Below are 17003 nucleotides of genomic sequence, written 5' to 3'. Positions count from 1 at the left end.
ATTAATGAACTTAGAGAACATCGCAAACCCTTGCACTTCACGGAAGCGGCGATCACAATTAAAAATGAGGGGAATTATCTTAGTTGATTTACCCGATGGACAAAGCCAATGGTATCCTAGAGAAAAGAGCCATAACCATGATTAATATCCCAAGAAACCGCCAATTTTTCCCCAAATAACCTTACTAAGTCGAGAGGATTGGTTAAGGAAGATTACTTGCCCCAATCTAACTTATGCTAGAATGATTATCATTACCACAGTAGAGAAGGAGCAGAATGATTATCGTGGTGACGGGGGGTATAGCTGCGGGAAAAACCCATTGGATTCGCGAACAAATCGCTCAGAGCAAGCAGCCAAGTCTATATTTTAGTCCCCAGACGGAAACTTTTCCCATTGATCATCTCACTTTACAGAGTGACTTTCCCCAGTTGTCCTCTATTTCTAGGGAAGAAGAAGACCTTTTGAGCAGTTTATCGATGGAAAACACGATCTATATGGAAGTACCATGGCATTTAGACACCCAATCCCTCGAAAGCTTTCTAAAACCCCTCAATTGTCATCGGGTAGCGATTACGTCTCCAGACGAAGAAATCCCCGAAGGACAAGTTCCCGTCGATGAAATTGTCATCAGTCCCGTCAAAACGACAATAAAAGGTGATCAATGGTTAAAAAAACGAGAAATACAGATTTATAGAGCCGTTTTAACGGGAGAAATCCTCGATTTTTCCAGTTTAACTACCTTTTGGACAGAATTAACCCAAGGGGCCTATGGGGAAGTGCTGCGGGTTAAAAGTATCTTCGATATCATCGATGGTCAGTGTATTTATGGGGAATTTATGGATGAATGGCCAGAAAAAGACTTTCAAAGCTTAAATTTCCCCTTAAATCTCGATGGGAGACCGAATCGCTTCAGTGGGATTGAAATCGTCGGTCGCAATCTCGATAAACCGATAATTGCCGATACCCTGAGTGATTGTTGTCTGTCCGATGAGGCACTTTTCTATTATCAACAACAATTTCAAGAATCTTTAGAGCCAGAAATGGAGTTAATCTGATGAAAATAGCCGTTTTATCCTGTATTCATGGCAATATGCCCGCTTTAAATGCTGTTTTGCAAGATTTAGACCAACAGGGTTGTCAAGAAATCTACTGTTTAGGGGATTTAGTCGGGTATGGACCCCATCCTAACCAAGTGGTGGAAAAAATCCGTCAACTGGGGATTACTACAGTACAAGGGTGTTGGGATGAGGATATCGTTGAGGGATTAAATGCCTGTGAATGCAGTTATCCGTCGCTTTTAGCAGAAAAACGCGGTAGATTAGCTCATGAGTGGACAAACCAAATGATCACCCCAGAAAACCGTAATTATTTGTCAAAACTGCCCGAAATTTTTAAGCTAGATCACCTCTGTTTTGTTCATGGTAGTCCCCAAAGTAACCATGAGTACCTTTTAGCCGAAATGGACGCTTTTACAGCTTTAGAACGGGTTTTATCGGTAGATACAGAGGTTTTATTCTGTGGACATACCCACATCCCCTACATTCGCACTCTCGACGAGGGAAGCTTGCAAATAAAAGTGTATCAACCCGATGGGGAACAGTCGCGGCAATTTACCACACCGGTTAAACGTATCATCAACGTGGGATCGGTGGGAGAACCGCGTCACGGTCGTCCAAATGCCACCTATGTGATTTACGATCGAGAAACGGCAGCGGTACAACTGCGAGAAGTGGCCTATAACTATCAAGAAACCTGTCAGGCTATTTTAGCATCGGGTTTACCTCCTATTTTCGCTTGGCGATTGGCTAAGGGTCTAGAATATGCGGAAAAAGCCGATGATCCGACTCATGTTTGCGAACGTTAATTTGTGATAAATCAAGAAATTATGTGGGCGATTTTAAGCGGTATTCAAGGTAATTTACCAGCCTATCAAGCGGTCTTGGAAGATCTTCAGCAACGGTCAGTTACTGTAGAAAATTTATATATTTTAGGAGATTTTATCGGTGTTAATCCCGATAGTGAAATGCTGGTGGAACAAATACGTTATCCCACTAAAAATAACTTATATCCGCAGGTTTGTCGGGGATGGTGGGAAGAACAATGTTTAATTTTACACAGTTTGGGAGCAACAGGAGAACCGACAGAATTAATCGCTAAATATGGAATTGATAGCACTAAACAACTCTGGGACGCAGTTTCTTTAGAAACGGTGCAATGGTTACGAAATCTCGATTTTGGTTTTGTCGAGTTGGATTGTTTATTAATTCATGGCAGCACTGTCAGTGTTAGTGAAGAATTAACCCCCGATACTCCCCCATGGCAAATTTTAGATCGACTGCAACGGATGGGAGTTAATAATCTATTTTGTGGTCGCGCAGGAAAAGTTTTTGATTATTCTTTACAGTCCGCTAATTTAACTAGCACTGTTACTACTTTAGATAAACGGCAAACAAGGGAAACTTTGACGATTCAAGATAAGCGTTTAATTGGGGTTGGTAGCGTTGGTAAAGAATTAAATAAAGCAGTTTACACTCTCTATAATCCTAGTAATAATTGCGTGGAGTTTAGAACCGTATCTTATTAATCTTTCAGAGATTAATTAAATATTAAAGATTAATTTGGTTGCTCTTGATTATGATATAATGCCGAGTAAAAGCAATTATTCTTAGTTAGATTAAAGATAGAATCAATCTAGTTAACTATGAGGTAATAGTTATGGTGGTCACTTCAGACGCAGCTAATCTCCAGAAATTTTCTTGGCAGTGGCAAAATCAAACTTTTGAGATTGTTTACGATATTCAAGGACAAGGTACACCCGTTTTATTATTACCTGCTTTTAGTACCGTTTCCAGTCGCAGAGAAATGGCAGGGATAGGGAAAATATTAGCGACAAAGTTTCAAATATATAGCTTGGATTGGTTGGGTTTTGGTGATTCTGAACGACCAATTCTCAACTACGAACCCGCTATTTTTAAACAATTATTAATTGATTTTGTTCAGTCCACTTTTAAGCAACCAGTCACCATTATTGCGGCAGGTCACGCGGCGGGATATGCCCTCAATTTAGCCAAAAATTACCCCAATTTACTAGATAAATTAGTCTTAGTTGCTCCCACTTGGTTGGGTCCATTGTGTGCCATGGGATTGTCCCCAGAAATGCGTAATTTCTTGCGGGAAATGGTGCGTTTTCCTTTGTTAGGAGAAGGGTTATATTTTCTCAACACCACTCCTGCTTTCCTGCGTTTTATGTCTAGTCGTCATGTTTATGTAGATGGGGAAAAATTAACACCCGAATTAATTGCCCAGAAACATAAAATTACTCAACATCCTCACGCTAGATTTGCCCCAGCTGCGTTTGTGACGGGTAAACTGGATCCAGTGACTAATCGTCAGCAATTTATCGATTATTTTGCTGATTTAAAGCTGCCAGTGTTAGTAATTATCGCCGAAAATGCACCCCCAAAATCGAAAGCAGAAATGGAAGCTTTAGGGACTTTACCCCAAGTACAAACGCTAAAACTACGAGGAACTCTAGGAATTCATGAAGAATATCCCATCCCTGTAAGTGAGGCAATATTGCCTTTTTTAGGCTAAGTTCGGGATTAGAGGAGATTTTCTACCCAAACCGAATTTAACTCCTAGTTTTCATTGACCGACGAAAGCAGTAGTTAAACTATCATGAGTCAAAAAATGGGTCAAAAACACCGACACTTTGATTAGCAATAAAAAGTCAAACAATAGCAATTATAATTAGGGTTTGCTGAAAAAGTTTGTTGGTGGAGGCAGGGTGTGGGGTGTAGGGTTTTACTGATTTTGAGGACGTTCGGCGAGCTCAGTCGAGCCGGGGTCAATTACCTAATTTTCAGGGAAAAAGTCCAGGGATTTTCCCCCCAATCACTCCCATATTTGGTACTTTTTGATTGACAAAAAGTCTAAAAGTCTTACCCAACAAGGTTTTTAGATTTATTCAGCAAACCCTAATTAATGATCGACACCGCTAACTTCTAAGCGCCAGCAATCTTTCAATAATTGAATTAATTCCCCTCTAGAGCAATGGAGAGAACGCAACACACCCAAAAGCTGAACTAAATCGTAGGGTGACTCGATCTGCACCGTCAGGGGGGAGTACATTGGACATTGACAGCAAATACCAAGGGAAAGAAGACGATAATAGACTTCCCGTCTTTCCCCAGAGGAGAGAGGTGGGGAGTAAAGGAGTTTTTCGGGGGACTATTCATGGTTGCGGGGGAAATCTCATAACTTCATTATCACACAGTTGCAAATAATTATCAATTGGTTGAAAGCTAATCGCGATCATTCTCAGTCTCGATCGAGGGGATATTTCGAGGTGAAATCTTGGTCTTTGGCTGTTGACAGCTTTGAATGAGGGGTATAAGGAAGCTCATCTTTGGTAAGTCCCATCAGTTGGAGGAAATTTTTCTGGAAGATCCCTGTTGATTTTATTGAGAAAATTATGCAATAATTAGAGGAGAAGGTAATTCTACTAGCGGTGGTACTTATGCGGGAACCTCTCGTCACTCGTCTATTTCAACCCCGTGACCCCCTACCCTCGCGTCTGGATGCTCTTTGGTTAATCAATCGCGGTGTGGTTAAGGTGATGACGTGGGATGAGGAAGGAGAAATCGTCATCCTCGGCTATTGGGGAGAAAATGATGTGGTCGGCCGTCCCCTATCGCAGATTCAACCCTACGAGATGCAGTGCTGCACTAGCGTTGAAGCTACTTGTCTTCCTCTTGAACGGGGTAGCAGTCTTTCCTCGGCTCTCTGTCGTCACGTTCAACAAACTGAGCATTGGCTCTGTTCCCTGCGTCGCGATCGGCCTAGGCTGCGTTTTCTGAAAACTCTAATTCAATTATCGCAAAAGTTCGGTCGTCCCGCAGAAACGGGCCAGCGTATCGATATCCGTTTCACTCATCGGGAATTAGCCGAAATGGTCGGGATGACCAGAGTGAGCATTACCCGACTCATCAATGAATTCGAGCAACAAGGTCTGATTTCTCGTGCGGGAGGACATATTATTGTTTTACCTTCTGCTGACACCCAATTTCATCCTTATTAGGAGATAAACCTATGGCGATTATTCACTGGGATAAATCGATTCTGACTTTTCATCTCAAAGAAATTATCGAAGATCACGAATCAGGAGATCGAACGGCTCTCTTTGGTTTGGGAACAATTGTTATCGGTGCGGTTGTGCTGCCAGCTGCGGTCAAATTAGGCCGACCAATTCTCAAACAAATTATCAAAAGTGGCCTATCTCTCCAAGCTCGATCGTCACTGATCAAAACTCCTACTATTCCCACAACCCGATCAATAATTAATTGGATTGCCTCTAGTTAGGGTTTGTGGCAAAAAGTTTTTCCTGTGGGGTGTGGGGTTTTATCGATTTTGAGAGGGTCAATTACCTAATTTTCAGGGAAAAAGTCCAGGAATTTTCCCCCCGATCACTCCAATGGTTGGGACTTTTTGAGGAAAAAAAAGTCCAAAAGTCTTACCCAACAAGATTTTTAGATTTATTCAGCAAACCCTACATAACTGAGGTAAGAGACTCTTGCTGACTTGCTTGCAGATGGGATTGAGCGCGAACAGCGCGGAACATCCCAAAACGACATAAACCCGTGCCAAAGGCCAAACGCATCAGCAGAATTGTCGGCACTTCTCGGACGGATTTAAGCAACCCAGTTAGACCAAATTGCCACCAGCCTTGGGGACGAATCACCCCCTGCCAAATGGTATCAATCCAAGAGGGTAGAGTGGCTGTTGTCCAGTCAGCAGTCACCACTTCCCCATCTACCAATCCCGTGGCCGCCAACTGTTCGGCAAAACCTTCGATACTGGCAAAAGCGGGGTGAGACCACTGATCCAAAAGTTGGCGCATGACGGGACGTTCCCAGAAATTAAGCGGTTTTTGACGGTCATCTCGCTGATTCCAGTCCGCTACCACCAGGACTCCCCCTGGTTTGAGAACTCGCAGTAATTCCCCAGCAAAAACGGCTTTGTCCGGCATATGGGGACCGGCTTCGATTGACCAGACCACATCAAAACTCTCGTCGGGAAAAGAAAGGGCCATGGCATCATCGACCAAAAAGCGAGCATTTAAATCTGGGGGTGTTAGTTCTTTGGCCCGTGCCACTTGTTTGGGACTAATGGTGACACCAGTAACGGCAAATCCGTAGTCCCGGGCCAGAATGCGACTGCTGCCACCAATACCACAACCGACATCAAGGAGAGTTGCACCGGCGGGTAATTTGTCCAAACCTCCCCAAGAGACCATTTCCGCCACAAAGTCGGCTTTTGCCGCTAGAAAGTCTTTTTTTTCTGGTGGGGAACCGTAGTGACCTAAATGGATGTGTTCCCCCCAATAATATTCTAAAATCCCGTCCTCGGTCCATTGGTCGTAGGAATTGGCCACCGAGTCCGACGATTGGTACTTGCGAGAGGAAACAAAATAGACGACGATAGCGATCGCTAGGAGTAACCCTAAAGATGATGTCACCAAAAGTATATTCATTCAATCCTACTGGGCAAACTGACACAAAGCTTAATATCTCTTAAAGATTATATAACTTTGAGGTTCTGCCGGCTGAGGGCTAACAGGGTTGAGTGACTTTGGTTACTCACCAGAAATTAACTATCGCGTAATGAGGGTTCCGAATTAACCCCACTGGGTAGAACCACTTGATGATCGCGTTCGGCTATGACTTCTGCTTTGGCCTCGGCGACGATATCCCCCAGCACTTCTGCTGTTTCGGCCAAGGAACTCTTAGTTTTTTCGTAGAGAACAACGCCAGTTTTAATCGTTGCTTTGGCGACCGGTTTCAGTAAAGAAATCACGGTGGGGGCCAACAGCAGCGCACCGATTCCGAAAACGATCGCTTTCCCTGGAGTAATTTGTGCTAGTTTTCTCGTTTGTTCTAACATCTGTGTTTTTTCCATGAGCTTTAAACCATTGATTTTGTTGCCTTCAGTCTGTAGATAGCAAAAGTTTTTAACTTAGAAGCATTATCTACCTACGAGTACCATTATAGAATAGTTTTTGAGGGAATATTATTAAGTTTTTTTTCAAGAGAATATAGCCTAGATATTCACCTATCAGTTATTAGTGGATGGGTCAAGACTTCCCCAGATACCGACTCTTAAACCATCATAACAATCTTTGATTTTTATGATGGTTTAATGTCTATTATCACCTCGCTCGAATTCTTCTAATGGAAAAGAACGGGAGGAGAGAATATTTTCTAAATCCAGTCGGTTATAGATGGCTTTAATTAACTTTTTGCTCAATTTTTTAGTAACTTTTTTGGCAATTTTATTAGCTAATTTATCATATTTACTCATGGAGTCTCCCTTTGACCTTGTAGTTGATGAAAAACCAGAGGACGCAAACTATTTAAACCGGCAATAATTGCTGTCCCGTTATGAATTGCGGTGGCTAAAAGTGGATTAAGACCGATGCTAGTGGCCAAAACGAGGGCGACTAAATTCGGGGCGACCACTAGAAAAATATTTTGTTCAATTAAAGCTTTAGTTTCTTGGGCAATAGCGATCGCCTCTAGTAAACTGCTCAGATCATTATTCATCAGTACCACGTCGGCGGTTTCTCTTGCCACTTCCGAACCCTTCTCGAAAGAAATCGACACATCTGCATAGGCCAAAGCCACGGAATCATTGAGACCATCGCCAACAAAAGCGACTGTATGGCCAGAGCGATGCAATTCTCGAACTATTTTAGCCTTTTGTTCGGGAAAAGCCTCAGCATGAACCTGGCCAAAGGGAATATTTAACGCTTGCGCCACTTCTTTCGCCCTTTGTTGATTATCCCCCGTCAACAGATGCACAGTCATGCCATAATCTTGCTGTAGGCGATCGATTAACCAACGACTATCGGCACGCAAAGGGTCAGTATAGTGGATTACCCCCTGAAATTGCCCATTACAGGCCAGATAATTGCGAGACACCCAAGCACTGGCGGGGTTGGCTAAATCACCGCCAAATTCGTCTAAATTGACCCCTTGCTGGCGTAAAAACTTGTCACTGCCCACCAATACCTGATTACCATCAATTTCTGCCCGCATTCCTAGTCCTAACTGGTAATCCCAATCTCCCCTCGGTAAGATTTCCACACCCTGGCGCTGGGCATAGTCAGCGATCGCCATAGCGACGGGATGGGTGATCCTTTGTTCGGCCGAGGCCGCTAATTGGAGAATTCGTTCTGGGGATAAGCGGCCAGGGATAGTTTCCACTCCCACCACCATCACTTCCCCCGTGGTCAAAGTTCCCGTCTTATCAAAAACAATCGTATCGATATCTGCCAATAACTCCAAAGTTCTGCCACTGCGTACCAAAACCCCGTGACGGGTGGTATGATTCAACGCACCTAAAAAAGCTGTAGGTAAAGATACCCGAATCCCCGTGACAAAATCGAGGGTGAGAATAGCGGCGGCCCGGGCAGCATCTCGGGTGGTGAGAAAAATTAGTGATGCTAACCCTAAAGAAGGCAAAATCAGGCGATCAGCCAGATTAGCGGCATAATTGGCCATGCGGGTATCATGGACAGGAGCTTTTTGCAGAAGTTCGATACTGGCAGCGGCGCGAGTTTGTTGACCGACTCGTTCACAGGTGAGGCGGATCTGACCGGAACGAACTAAGGTGGAGGCATAAACGAGAGTTCCTTTTCGGGCGACAATAGGCAAGGATTCCCCGGTTAGTTGCTGTTGGTCGATTACCGCTTCCCCTTGCCAGACTGTGCCATCAACGGGGATGCTTTCCCCGGGATAAACCACCACTGTCTCGCCAATTTGGACAGCATCACTGGTAATTTGCTTGATTTCGCCGTCTTTTTCCACCCAAGCGTAATGACCGATTGTATCTAATAAATTAGCCGTTCGTTTTTCCGTTGCCCTAGCGGTACGATCGCGAATAATGTCCCCCAATTCATGGAGGGTGATAATCAGGGAAGGTGTCAATAATTTCCCTTGAAAACCGCTAAAAATCAGGGCTAAGAGGTCTAAACAATCGATATTTAGTTTACGCTCTCCGAAGATACTTTTCAGCGCCCGGGCTGCCACGGGAAAAGCTGCGGCTAAAAGGACGCTTCTGGCCAAGATGCTCAAACCGGGTTGGGGAAAACGTTGACAGGCGATCGCAAGGAGGGTGGCGGCGGTAGGAAGGGCAAGGTTAGACCATTCTTCTTTACCTAGTTTTTGGGGCTTGTCTGGCTCGATCGAAGACTCGTTGGGCTGATTGAGCATTTTTTGCCAAAGCGAGCCAAAATCCCTGTTTATTTCAGGGGTGAGGGCGGGAGCATACTCGATCACCAGAGAGGCGGCGGCGGCGTTGATGCGGAAATGGGTAATGGCGGGATGGGAAGTTAATTTTTGTTCTAAGGTCTTGACAAAATGCCTATCAGATGCTAGGCGGGAAATTCGCAAGCGCAGCCGACCAGGGAGAGAGTGAACAACGCTTACGGAATTGAGGGAAAGTTTGCTTAAGTTCATCGGAGTAAAATCTAGCTAGTTTCAAGATTACTGTCAGAATTGGCTAAATTAAGTAGATTGATCAGACGAAAGCCTAAATCTAACTCGGAGAGGCCGGCTGCTTCGTAGGTAATTGCCAGAGAGGCAGCGGTAGGATTAAGGCGATGACTAAGAACAATTGTCTCAGCTGCGAGGAGGTGGTTTAATCTTTTAGCAAAGGCAGCATCTTGACTTAAACGGTCGATACGAAGGCGAATTCGTCCCGGTACCGAGTGAACAATGCGACAACCCGGTATTATTTCCTGATTGCTATAATCTGGGCTTTTTTCGGCAGTTTTTGGGTCACTGGTGAAGGGAGATTTTAACTGTTGGAAAATTTGTCGCGAGATACTGGCTACGGCTAAATTAACTAATAGTGCATTGGCCCCTCGCAGTTGAAAACGACTGGTAATAAATAATCCCATTAAAACTGGAATAATCATCTCCACTTCATTATGTTCTCGCAGAAATTCGGCCAATTGTATTTGCGGATCCTCGCTGGTGGCCGATTGTGTCGAGACAATTTCTGTGTTAGTGATCATAATTTTATCTCCTACAAAAAGATAGTAAGTAGTCGTGCAAAATAAATTTCCTAGTGAAGATGGGCAAAAGGCAAAAGCTTTATCGAAATGTGTAATTAATTTTGCCTAGGTACTTATTCAACTCTTAGTTGTTTGTCCCTGTGGAATTGCCCTCAATCCATTCGTAAAAAGCCATAGATTCCGGGGAACAACGGCTGCATCCTCCGCATTTTTCTAGGGAAATCAGGCGAATTCGCCCTTTTTTCAGCAAGCGATCGAGCATGGGACTTAAGGCATCCGCTGACATCCGAAAGTGTGTAGATAAGTCAGACAGAGATGCTTTCTGATTTTTGGCAAGATAAGCCTGTATATCGGTTAAAATCATGGTTTATAAGCGAAAAAAATCGAGAAAAGTTACTTGATTGCGGTGGGTTACGGCGAATCTAAATAATTTGTTAGTTGCCTAGCTTTTTGTCGCCTAACCCACCCTACTTTTAAATTGCGGGACGGTTGATTTTTCGGGGACGGAGATTTTTTAAGGTGAATAAAACCCCGACTACGGTTAAACCCATCAAGACTATCCAAAAGAGAGAAAATCCCGGATGTCGATAAAAAGTGGCGATTTGATAGAAGGAAGTGGCAACAATATAGGCCATTCCTGTGGTCCAGAGGGCAATAAAAACAGTCCAACCGGCATTAGTTTCGCGATATACGGCCGATGTGGCCGAAACACAGGGAAAATAGAGCAGAACAAACAAAAGATAGGCAAAAGCACCCGCTTGACCATCAAATCTTTTCGCCATCGCCCCAAAGATTCCTAAATCTACCTCTTGCTCTTCGGCAGCCGTTTTTTGATCTTGCAGATTACCAATATTCAAACCCAAGGGATCAAGTAATTGATTGGGTAATTGCGCTAAATTGGCGGGAATAGTGGCGATAGCTGTCTGAATTTGCCCCCAAAAGTCGAATTTTTCGGCTGCTACCCCCTGATTAGGGTTATCTTCCCCCGCTAGTTGGCTGTAAATTGAGTTTAATGTGCCTACCATCGCTTCTTTGGCAAAAACTCCCGTAAAAATGCCCACCGTTGCCGGCCAATTTTGCTGCTCTAGTCCCATGGGTGAGAAAATAGGAGTTACAGCTTTACTGGTGGCACTTAAAACCGATCGCTCGCTGTCTTGATTACCAAAAGAACCATCAAAACTGACGGAGTTGAGTAGTCCCAAAATCATCACCATTAAAACGATAACTCGTCCAGCTTTCCACAAAAACGCTTGCAGACGTTCCCAAGTGCGAATTAAAACCCCTTTCAGACGCGGTAGATGATAGGGAGGCAATTCCATAATAAAGTGACTGATTTCTCCCTTGAGTAGGGTTTTTTTCATCACCAATCCCGTCAAAATAGCGGCGAGAATTCCTAAGATATAAAGACCAAAAACGATGTTTTGACCACCTATGGGGAAAAAAGCCGCCGCAAATAGGGCATAAACAGGTAATCTGGCCCCACAGGACATAAAAGGGTTCATCATAATCGTCATTAAACGATCGCGGGAATTTTCTAGGGTCCTGGTGGCCATAATTGCCGGCACATTGCAACCAAATCCCACTAGCATGGGAACAAAGGATTTACCCGGCAATCCCACCAAACGCATCAATCGGTCCATGACGAAGGCTGCCCGGGCCATATAGCCAGAATCCTCTAAAATTGACAAAAAGAGGAACATAAAGCCAATTACGGGGATAAAAGTGGCGACGGTTTGCACACCTCCCCCCGCTCCATCAGCGAGCAGAGCAATTAGCCAACCGGGGTATGGATTGTTTGTAAAACTTGGGCAAAACCATCGACAAAGATAGTCTGGGCAGTTAAATCGAAGAAATCGATAAAGGCAGCACTAACATTGATGGTAAACAAGAACATTAGGTACATTACGCCCAAAAATATCGGAATTCCTAACCAGCGATCGAGAACAATGCGATCGAGGCGATCAGACATAGTATCATTTATCTGTCCAGTCCGTTGAGTGGCTCCCTGGGTAACTTGTTGAATAAAGCCATAACGAGTATCAGCAATTAAAATATCGAGGTCTTCCCCTAAAACTTGGTGTATTTGTCGTCTATGCTTGACGATAATGCTTAATAGTTCCTGGGAGCGCAATTCTGGGGCGATGCGATCCTCGTATTGCAGTAGATTTAAAGCAGTCCATCTTGGCTCAACGATCCTTTTACTGCTATGGTCGTTAATGTAGGTAACAATCTCGTTCAGAGCTTCCTCAATTACCGCAGGATAAGCGACATAAGCAGCAGTATGGCTAATATTACTGACTAATTCCCCAATTTTTTGCTTTAATTCTCCGATTCCTTCCCCTTTAACCGCACTAATCGGGACGACAATTGCATCCATGCGATCGCTTAAGAGTTGCGGATTAACCACAATACCCCTAGTTTTGGCCACATCCATCATATTCAGGGCAATCAACATCGGTAAACGCATCTCCATGATTTGGGTAGTAAGGTAGAGATTGCGCTCTAAATTGGCAGCATCGACGATATTAATCACTAAATCCGCTTCTCCTGACAGCAGATAGTCCCTAGCGACTAATTCATCCATTCCTGTCTCCCCTTCTTCCACATCAAGGGAATAGACTCCGGGTAAATCCACAAGGGTGATATCTTCCCCGTTAACTTGAAATCGTCCCTCCTTGCGATCGACTGTTACTCCCGGCCAGTTGCCGGTCCGTTGATTGGCCCCCGTGAGAGCATTAAAAAGGGTAGTTTTGCCACAGTTAGGATTGCCAATTAAGGCGATAATCGGTTTGACCATAATTTAGGATATTAAGTGACGAATAGGCTTAGATAATTAAATTTAGCTTTCTGGGTCTATTTCTTCCACGATTAAAGCGTCTGCCTCCTGTTTACGCAGACTGAGATTAAATCCCCGCACTCGAATCTCGACGGGATCCCCCAAAGGTGCCACACGAATGACGGTAAACTCTGTCCCCGGAGTTAATCCCATTGATAACAATTTTCCTTTGTATCCTCGTAATGCTCGGTCATAACCGACGACTTTACCCGCTTTTCCTATGGGTATCTCCCGCAGAAATGTTCTTACTTCAGGTAGGTCTTTTTGGGGTTCCAGTTTTTGCGGTTGACTGTCACTAACGAGGATTTTTTCGGCCATTTCTGCCCCGATACCAATACGATTGTCTTGAATGGCAATTAAAACTGACCCCCTCGGTTGGGAACTAATTACCTGTAATTGAATGCCGGGGTTTAATCCCATACCTAGGAGTCGATTAATCCCTCCCGTCCCCTGAAATCCCGCTAACCAGACGGTTTTTCCCATTTCCACTTGTGCTAAAGGATAAGTGGCAGCCAAGTCATTACCCCTGGGAGTGACATTATCTAATTCTGCCTCTGTACCGCCCCAATAGGAGAATTGGTCGTCTTTTTGCCAGTTTTCTGGTTTTTCTGGTTCATTAGCTCTAATTTTATCGTCCATGCTTTTCCTATCTCCAAAGGTAATGAAGGTCTTTCATTCAAGAGTGACAATAATTTCTTGATAGCTCATCGAGTTTACTGAAGTAGCTAAAGGGTGAGAACTCCCCTAATGTCAGCCTCAGTCAACGGTTTTTGAACTGTCTCAGAATTGCGATCGCTTAAATAAATGCTAATTATTCTCAATTACCAGTCTAATCCAAAAGGGGAGACAGAAAAGAAAAATATTTATTTAGGGTTTGCTGAATAATGGTAAAACCCTTTGAAAATAAGGCTTTTGACCTGTTAAAATCCGATGTTAGTGCTGCGAAAATCGGATTGGGACCCCCAAAAACCTGGCATTATCCTCCTTTCAGTACATAAATTAGTACAAAAAGAGAGGGCAACAAAGCCTGAAACGACCGGCTACTGACGACCGACTCCTAACCCCACCAACAAACTTTTTGCCGCAAACCCTACCTAGTGGTCTGCGGCAAAAAGTAGGGGCGAAGCATTCGGGCAATAACCTATCGGTGAAACCGTAGATTTTCTATCCGAATGCTTCGCCCCTACAGGACTACATTTCACATTTATTCAGCCAGCCCTAAGTAAATCGAATCTGTCTTTCTGTTTGTGTTCTTTATGCCTTTGTGTTTATCCTTAACTCTTATGGGATAACCGGACAGAAAAAAGTTTAGTTTTAAATATTGGCGATACTTTCAACACTTTAGCCCCCCTATTCTCTGGGTCTTCTTGTAGCTTAAAAAAGGGTGCATCTCACATTTGCAGAAATATCGACAATCAGCAATTATCAGTGACTCTTAAATTAGGCTCTTCGTTACCCTTTATGCTAAATCAACATACAAGATGCCAAGATAACATACTTCTAACCCAAAAATTCCGAAAGTTTCTAAAGCCATAGCCTCTCCGTTTTATTAGTTTAAGTTTATTGTTGATTCCCTCGACCACCCCATTCGTTGTCCTTCGCTCGAAATAACTAATTATTTCTCCAAACCAGTTTCGGATTGTTTGACAACTCTTGGTAAAAACACTGGAGGATTTTGCCAACCATTCCGAGATGGATAGCAGTCCTTCTGTCGGATTCTCTGAGGTTTCATAAATCTTTCTAAATTCTTCCTTTAACTCGTGCATCTTTTTCAAATTTGGTCAATTTTCTTTGATAGCTTCTAGTTTGATTTTTTGAGTTTCCGTTAAATCTTTTTCATTTTTTAACAAGCTATATTTACTTCGCTTTAAAACTTCTAGCTTCGCTTCTTTTTCCGCTTTCTGTTTTTTATTTTTCTGCGCTTCTACGGCTCTTTTTTCTGCTTTTCTTTGTTCGTCTAACTCTTGATTAATTTGTTTCATTACATGGAATCTATCGGCGACTACCTCGGCCGATGGCATCAATTCTTTCACCAAATTTTTATAGGGCAACCAAAGGTCTATGCTGACTTCTTCAATTTGCTCTAACACCTCTTTTCCCCACCCTGTAAGCGTTTCCCTCAATTCTTCTTGTGTTCGCTTCTCTAGAATAGCTATTAGTTTTCCCGTATCTAAATTTACTAAAACCGCACAGTAATTTTTTTGTCCTTTGACTAGAGCGATTTCGTCAATTCCTAGTCTTTTTAATTTCGATAGGTCTGTCTCTGTAATTTCTTCAGCTATGTCCTCTATCATTCTTTGAATCTCTTCTTCCGTTACGTCATTTCTTCGACTAACATTTAAAATATCTCCTTCTTTTAATTGTTCGAGTATATGGCTCTTCGGGAATTGTTATGCAAATAATTAACTTAAAATAAAATTCGATGAGAGCGCCTACGCTCAAAAGTAGCTGAAATCCATACAGGGAAGGACTTAAGGCACAAACAGGTTAATACCAAAAGATAGACAATTGAGTTAAGATTTGATATAATAGCCAAAAACGAGATTATTTTACTTATGATACTTGACAAATTTTTGAACCTAAAAGGAACCTGTATTCAAGGCTATCTACACCTAGAAAATATCGGTATAGTTTGCCGAATCGAATCGAAAAATCAAAAAGCAACCTGTCCTCGTTGTGGGTTAGAGAGCGATAAACTCCACCAAAATCATCGACATTTAGTCAAAGATTTACCAATCTCAGGACAACCAGTGTACCTACAGGTTAATCGTCGTCAATTTAAGTGCGATAATTGTCAGAAACCCTTTAGCGAAGAGTTAGATTTTGTCGCCAAGAAACGAACCTATACGAAAAGACTAGCCGAGAATATACTCGGCTCTTCGGTTTGTGTTATGCAATGGACGGGAGTTATAAGGGATGGAACCCTTATATAGAAAGGCATTTAGCGATTTTTGTCAATTGTTTTTGCTCTAGAGCGAACTAATCAATTAAGTCTCTTGCCAGATAAGGATTTAGTCGATTTATGCCCCCCTATCGAACCATACCAAGTAACGAAGAACCAAAAAGTTTCTCCTGTGGGGACTGACGCGGGTTCGTTCAGCATACCCTAATTAAAAACCGCCCCCAAAGGACGGAGTTTCAATGCAAGCAGCTACGATGTCTCTGCTCAAAGTTGTCCTGAAGCCAAGCTCAGTTATCCCTGTTGCTTGCGTTTCATCGCCAGACCTAAGCCACCAACAACCAGCAGTCCAACAACAGTACCCGGTTCGGGAATAACCGCCTGGGTGAAGGTTTGTGAGAAAGTCGTGACGCTGGCGGTTCCAGGTATTGCAGTAGTCCGGCGAGCTAACAAACTCAGGTTGTTCATGATCGCAAGCGTGTTTGTTGGTGCGAACGACATAGTGTCAGTCTCAGGGTTGCTAGGGGTAGCGGATGCATTGCTGCCCATAAGCGTTGCACCATTGAAGGCCACATTACTAAGTGTTCCCGTAGTGGGTCCTGTAACTGAAGCACCTGTTATGGCATCTATCTGGCGAGTCATTGGGACATATCCAGCGGATGTGACGTCGAATTCGAAGGAGATACCAGCAGTCCAGTTGGCATTCCCGCTCGGCGGAGCTAGGTTTATGCCACCAACAATAGTGTAATTGAGAGTAGCACTACCAGAGACACCAGGAATGTAAGTGCCGGTTGCACTCACTTGAATGTTGTCTAGGGGATCGGCCACAGGATTAGCCATAGGACTTTTCGTAAACTCGTAATTCATCCAATTGTCGAAGGTTTTCTCAATTGTGCCATTTCCGTCCTCATCAACTGTGATGGAACCACCGGCAAGTAGCTCGGTGAGTGTACAGAATGAGGTACTTGCACAGCCGTTATAGGCTACCATTGCGGCTTGTGCTGGCGCAGTGGCGAGGCCTACGCCAGCAGCAACAGCCAGAACAGCAGCGCTAGGAATGGTGTATCTCCGTATTTTTGTCATCTTACAGAAATCTCCGCAGAGGTAAGGTGGATGTAATAGATTACAACTGCTAGTATTACATAAGCTTTCTTAGCCGTCAACACTAAATTTCTCATTTGTCAATAGAT

Annotated in this window: 17 protein-coding genes and 3 pseudogenes; 9 read left to right on the top strand and 11 right to left on the bottom strand. The window is 43.5% G+C overall.

Features of this window, described 5'->3' with window-relative positions:
• Positions 1-275 precede the first annotated feature (275 nt).
• The 4 genes from VL20_RS07360 (at position 276) to VL20_RS07345 (ending at position 3594) form a co-directional block, all read left to right on the top strand.
• Positions 276-1055 carry a hypothetical protein gene (locus VL20_RS07360; protein ID WP_052276088.1) on the top strand — a complete coding sequence of 260 codons (780 nt, stop codon included), beginning with the start codon at positions 276-278 and terminating at the stop codon, positions 1053-1055.
• Complete coding sequence (locus VL20_RS07355) at positions 1055-1864, top strand: metallophosphoesterase family protein (RefSeq protein WP_052276087.1); 810 nt, start codon at positions 1055-1057, stop codon at positions 1862-1864. The genes VL20_RS07360 and VL20_RS07355 overlap by 1 nt, the downstream gene beginning before the upstream one ends.
• 21 nt (positions 1865-1885) lie before the next feature.
• A complete protein-coding gene (locus VL20_RS07350; RefSeq protein ID WP_052276086.1) occupies positions 1886-2584 on the top strand; it encodes a metallophosphoesterase family protein in 699 nt (232 codons plus the stop codon).
• 131 nt (positions 2585-2715) lie between these two features.
• A complete protein-coding gene (locus tag VL20_RS07345; protein WP_052276085.1) occupies positions 2716-3594 on the top strand; it encodes an alpha/beta fold hydrolase in 879 nt (292 codons plus the stop codon).
• 387 nt (positions 3595-3981) lie between these two features.
• Here VL20_RS07345 and VL20_RS32360 read toward each other — a convergent pair whose 3' ends face one another.
• Complete coding sequence (locus VL20_RS32360; protein ID WP_369800471.1) at positions 3982-4149, bottom strand: Asr1405/Asl0597 family protein; 168 nt, start codon at positions 4147-4149, stop codon at positions 3982-3984.
• A 370-nt stretch (positions 4150-4519) separates the two neighbouring features.
• Between VL20_RS32360 and VL20_RS07340 the strand changes: the two genes are divergently transcribed.
• The 3 genes from VL20_RS07340 to VL20_RS32355 are packed head-to-tail and all read left to right on the top strand — an operon-like array spanning position 4520 to position 5579.
• The gene (locus VL20_RS07340) at positions 4520-5080 is read left to right on the top strand and encodes a Crp/Fnr family transcriptional regulator (RefSeq protein ID WP_002742223.1); all 561 of its coding nucleotides are present in this window, start codon (positions 4520-4522) and stop codon (positions 5078-5080) included.
• Positions 5081-5091: 11 nt separating this feature from the next.
• Positions 5092-5361 carry a hypothetical protein gene (locus VL20_RS07335; RefSeq protein ID WP_052276084.1) on the top strand — a complete coding sequence of 90 codons (270 nt, stop codon included), beginning with the start codon at positions 5092-5094 and terminating at the stop codon, positions 5359-5361.
• Positions 5362-5390: 29 nt separating this feature from the next.
• Positions 5391-5579 carry a hypothetical protein gene (locus VL20_RS32355; protein ID WP_249264813.1) on the top strand — a complete coding sequence of 63 codons (189 nt, stop codon included), beginning with the start codon at positions 5391-5393 and terminating at the stop codon, positions 5577-5579.
• On the opposite strand, the gene VL20_RS07330 is transcribed toward VL20_RS32355, so the two are convergent.
• The 9 genes and pseudogenes from VL20_RS07330 to VL20_RS27615 form a co-directional block, all read right to left on the bottom strand.
• Entirely contained in the window at positions 5549-6532 is a 984-nt protein-coding gene (locus tag VL20_RS07330; RefSeq protein ID WP_052276083.1) for a methyltransferase domain-containing protein, read from the bottom strand. The two genes, VL20_RS32355 and VL20_RS07330, sit on opposite strands and share 31 nt — an antisense overlap.
• Before the next feature lie 116 nt (positions 6533-6648).
• Positions 6649-6957, bottom strand: a complete 309-nt coding sequence (locus VL20_RS07325) for a DUF5132 domain-containing protein (protein WP_002742215.1) — start codon at positions 6955-6957, stop codon at positions 6649-6651.
• 237 nt (positions 6958-7194) lie between these two features.
• Positions 7195-7359: a hypothetical protein gene (locus tag VL20_RS31635; protein ID WP_002742213.1), complete on the bottom strand. Its 165-nt coding sequence runs from the start codon at positions 7357-7359 to the stop codon at positions 7195-7197.
• The gene (locus VL20_RS07320; protein ID WP_002742211.1) at positions 7356-9518 is read right to left on the bottom strand and encodes a heavy metal translocating P-type ATPase; all 2163 of its coding nucleotides are present in this window, start codon (positions 9516-9518) and stop codon (positions 7356-7358) included. Before VL20_RS07320 ends, VL20_RS31635 begins: the two co-directional genes overlap by 4 nt.
• A gap of 11 nt (positions 9519-9529) precedes the next feature.
• Positions 9530-10078, bottom strand: a complete 549-nt coding sequence (locus VL20_RS07315) for an HMA2 domain-containing protein (protein WP_002742210.1) — start codon at positions 10076-10078, stop codon at positions 9530-9532.
• Positions 10079-10202: 124 nt separating this feature from the next.
• A complete protein-coding gene (locus tag VL20_RS07310; RefSeq protein ID WP_002742208.1) occupies positions 10203-10442 on the bottom strand; it encodes a FeoC-like transcriptional regulator in 240 nt (79 codons plus the stop codon).
• 109 nt (positions 10443-10551) lie between these two features.
• Positions 10552-12875: pseudogene (feoB, locus tag VL20_RS07305) on the bottom strand (Fe(2+) transporter permease subunit FeoB).
• 42 nt (positions 12876-12917) lie between these two features.
• On the bottom strand, positions 12918-13553 hold the full coding sequence (locus VL20_RS07300) for a FeoA family protein (RefSeq protein ID WP_052276082.1): 636 nt from the start codon (positions 13551-13553) through the stop codon (positions 12918-12920).
• A gap of 830 nt (positions 13554-14383) precedes the next feature.
• Positions 14384-15292: pseudogene (locus VL20_RS27615) on the bottom strand (ISL3 family transposase); the annotation flags it as partial.
• A gap of 177 nt (positions 15293-15469) precedes the next feature.
• On the opposite strand from VL20_RS27615, the pseudogene VL20_RS27610 reads away from it, so the two are divergent.
• Positions 15470-15787 (top strand): annotated as a pseudogene (locus VL20_RS27610) (transposase family protein); the annotation flags it as partial.
• A 78-nt stretch (positions 15788-15865) separates the two neighbouring features.
• Positions 15866-16024 carry a hypothetical protein gene (locus VL20_RS31060; RefSeq protein WP_158499326.1) on the top strand — a complete coding sequence of 53 codons (159 nt, stop codon included), beginning with the start codon at positions 15866-15868 and terminating at the stop codon, positions 16022-16024.
• Positions 16025-16107: 83 nt separating this feature from the next.
• On the opposite strand, the gene VL20_RS07280 is transcribed toward VL20_RS31060, so the two are convergent.
• Positions 16108-16896, bottom strand: a complete 789-nt coding sequence (locus VL20_RS07280) for a PEP-CTERM sorting domain-containing protein (RefSeq protein WP_052276079.1) — start codon at positions 16894-16896, stop codon at positions 16108-16110.
• Between the last annotated feature and the right edge of the window lie 107 nt (positions 16897-17003).

The organism is Microcystis panniformis FACHB-1757 (assembly GCF_001264245.1).
GTDB classification, from domain to species: domain Bacteria; phylum Cyanobacteriota; class Cyanobacteriia; order Cyanobacteriales; family Microcystaceae; genus Microcystis; species Microcystis panniformis.
Note: the sequence above shows the minus strand (reverse complement) of the source record. Positions and strands in the feature narration are given on the sequence as shown.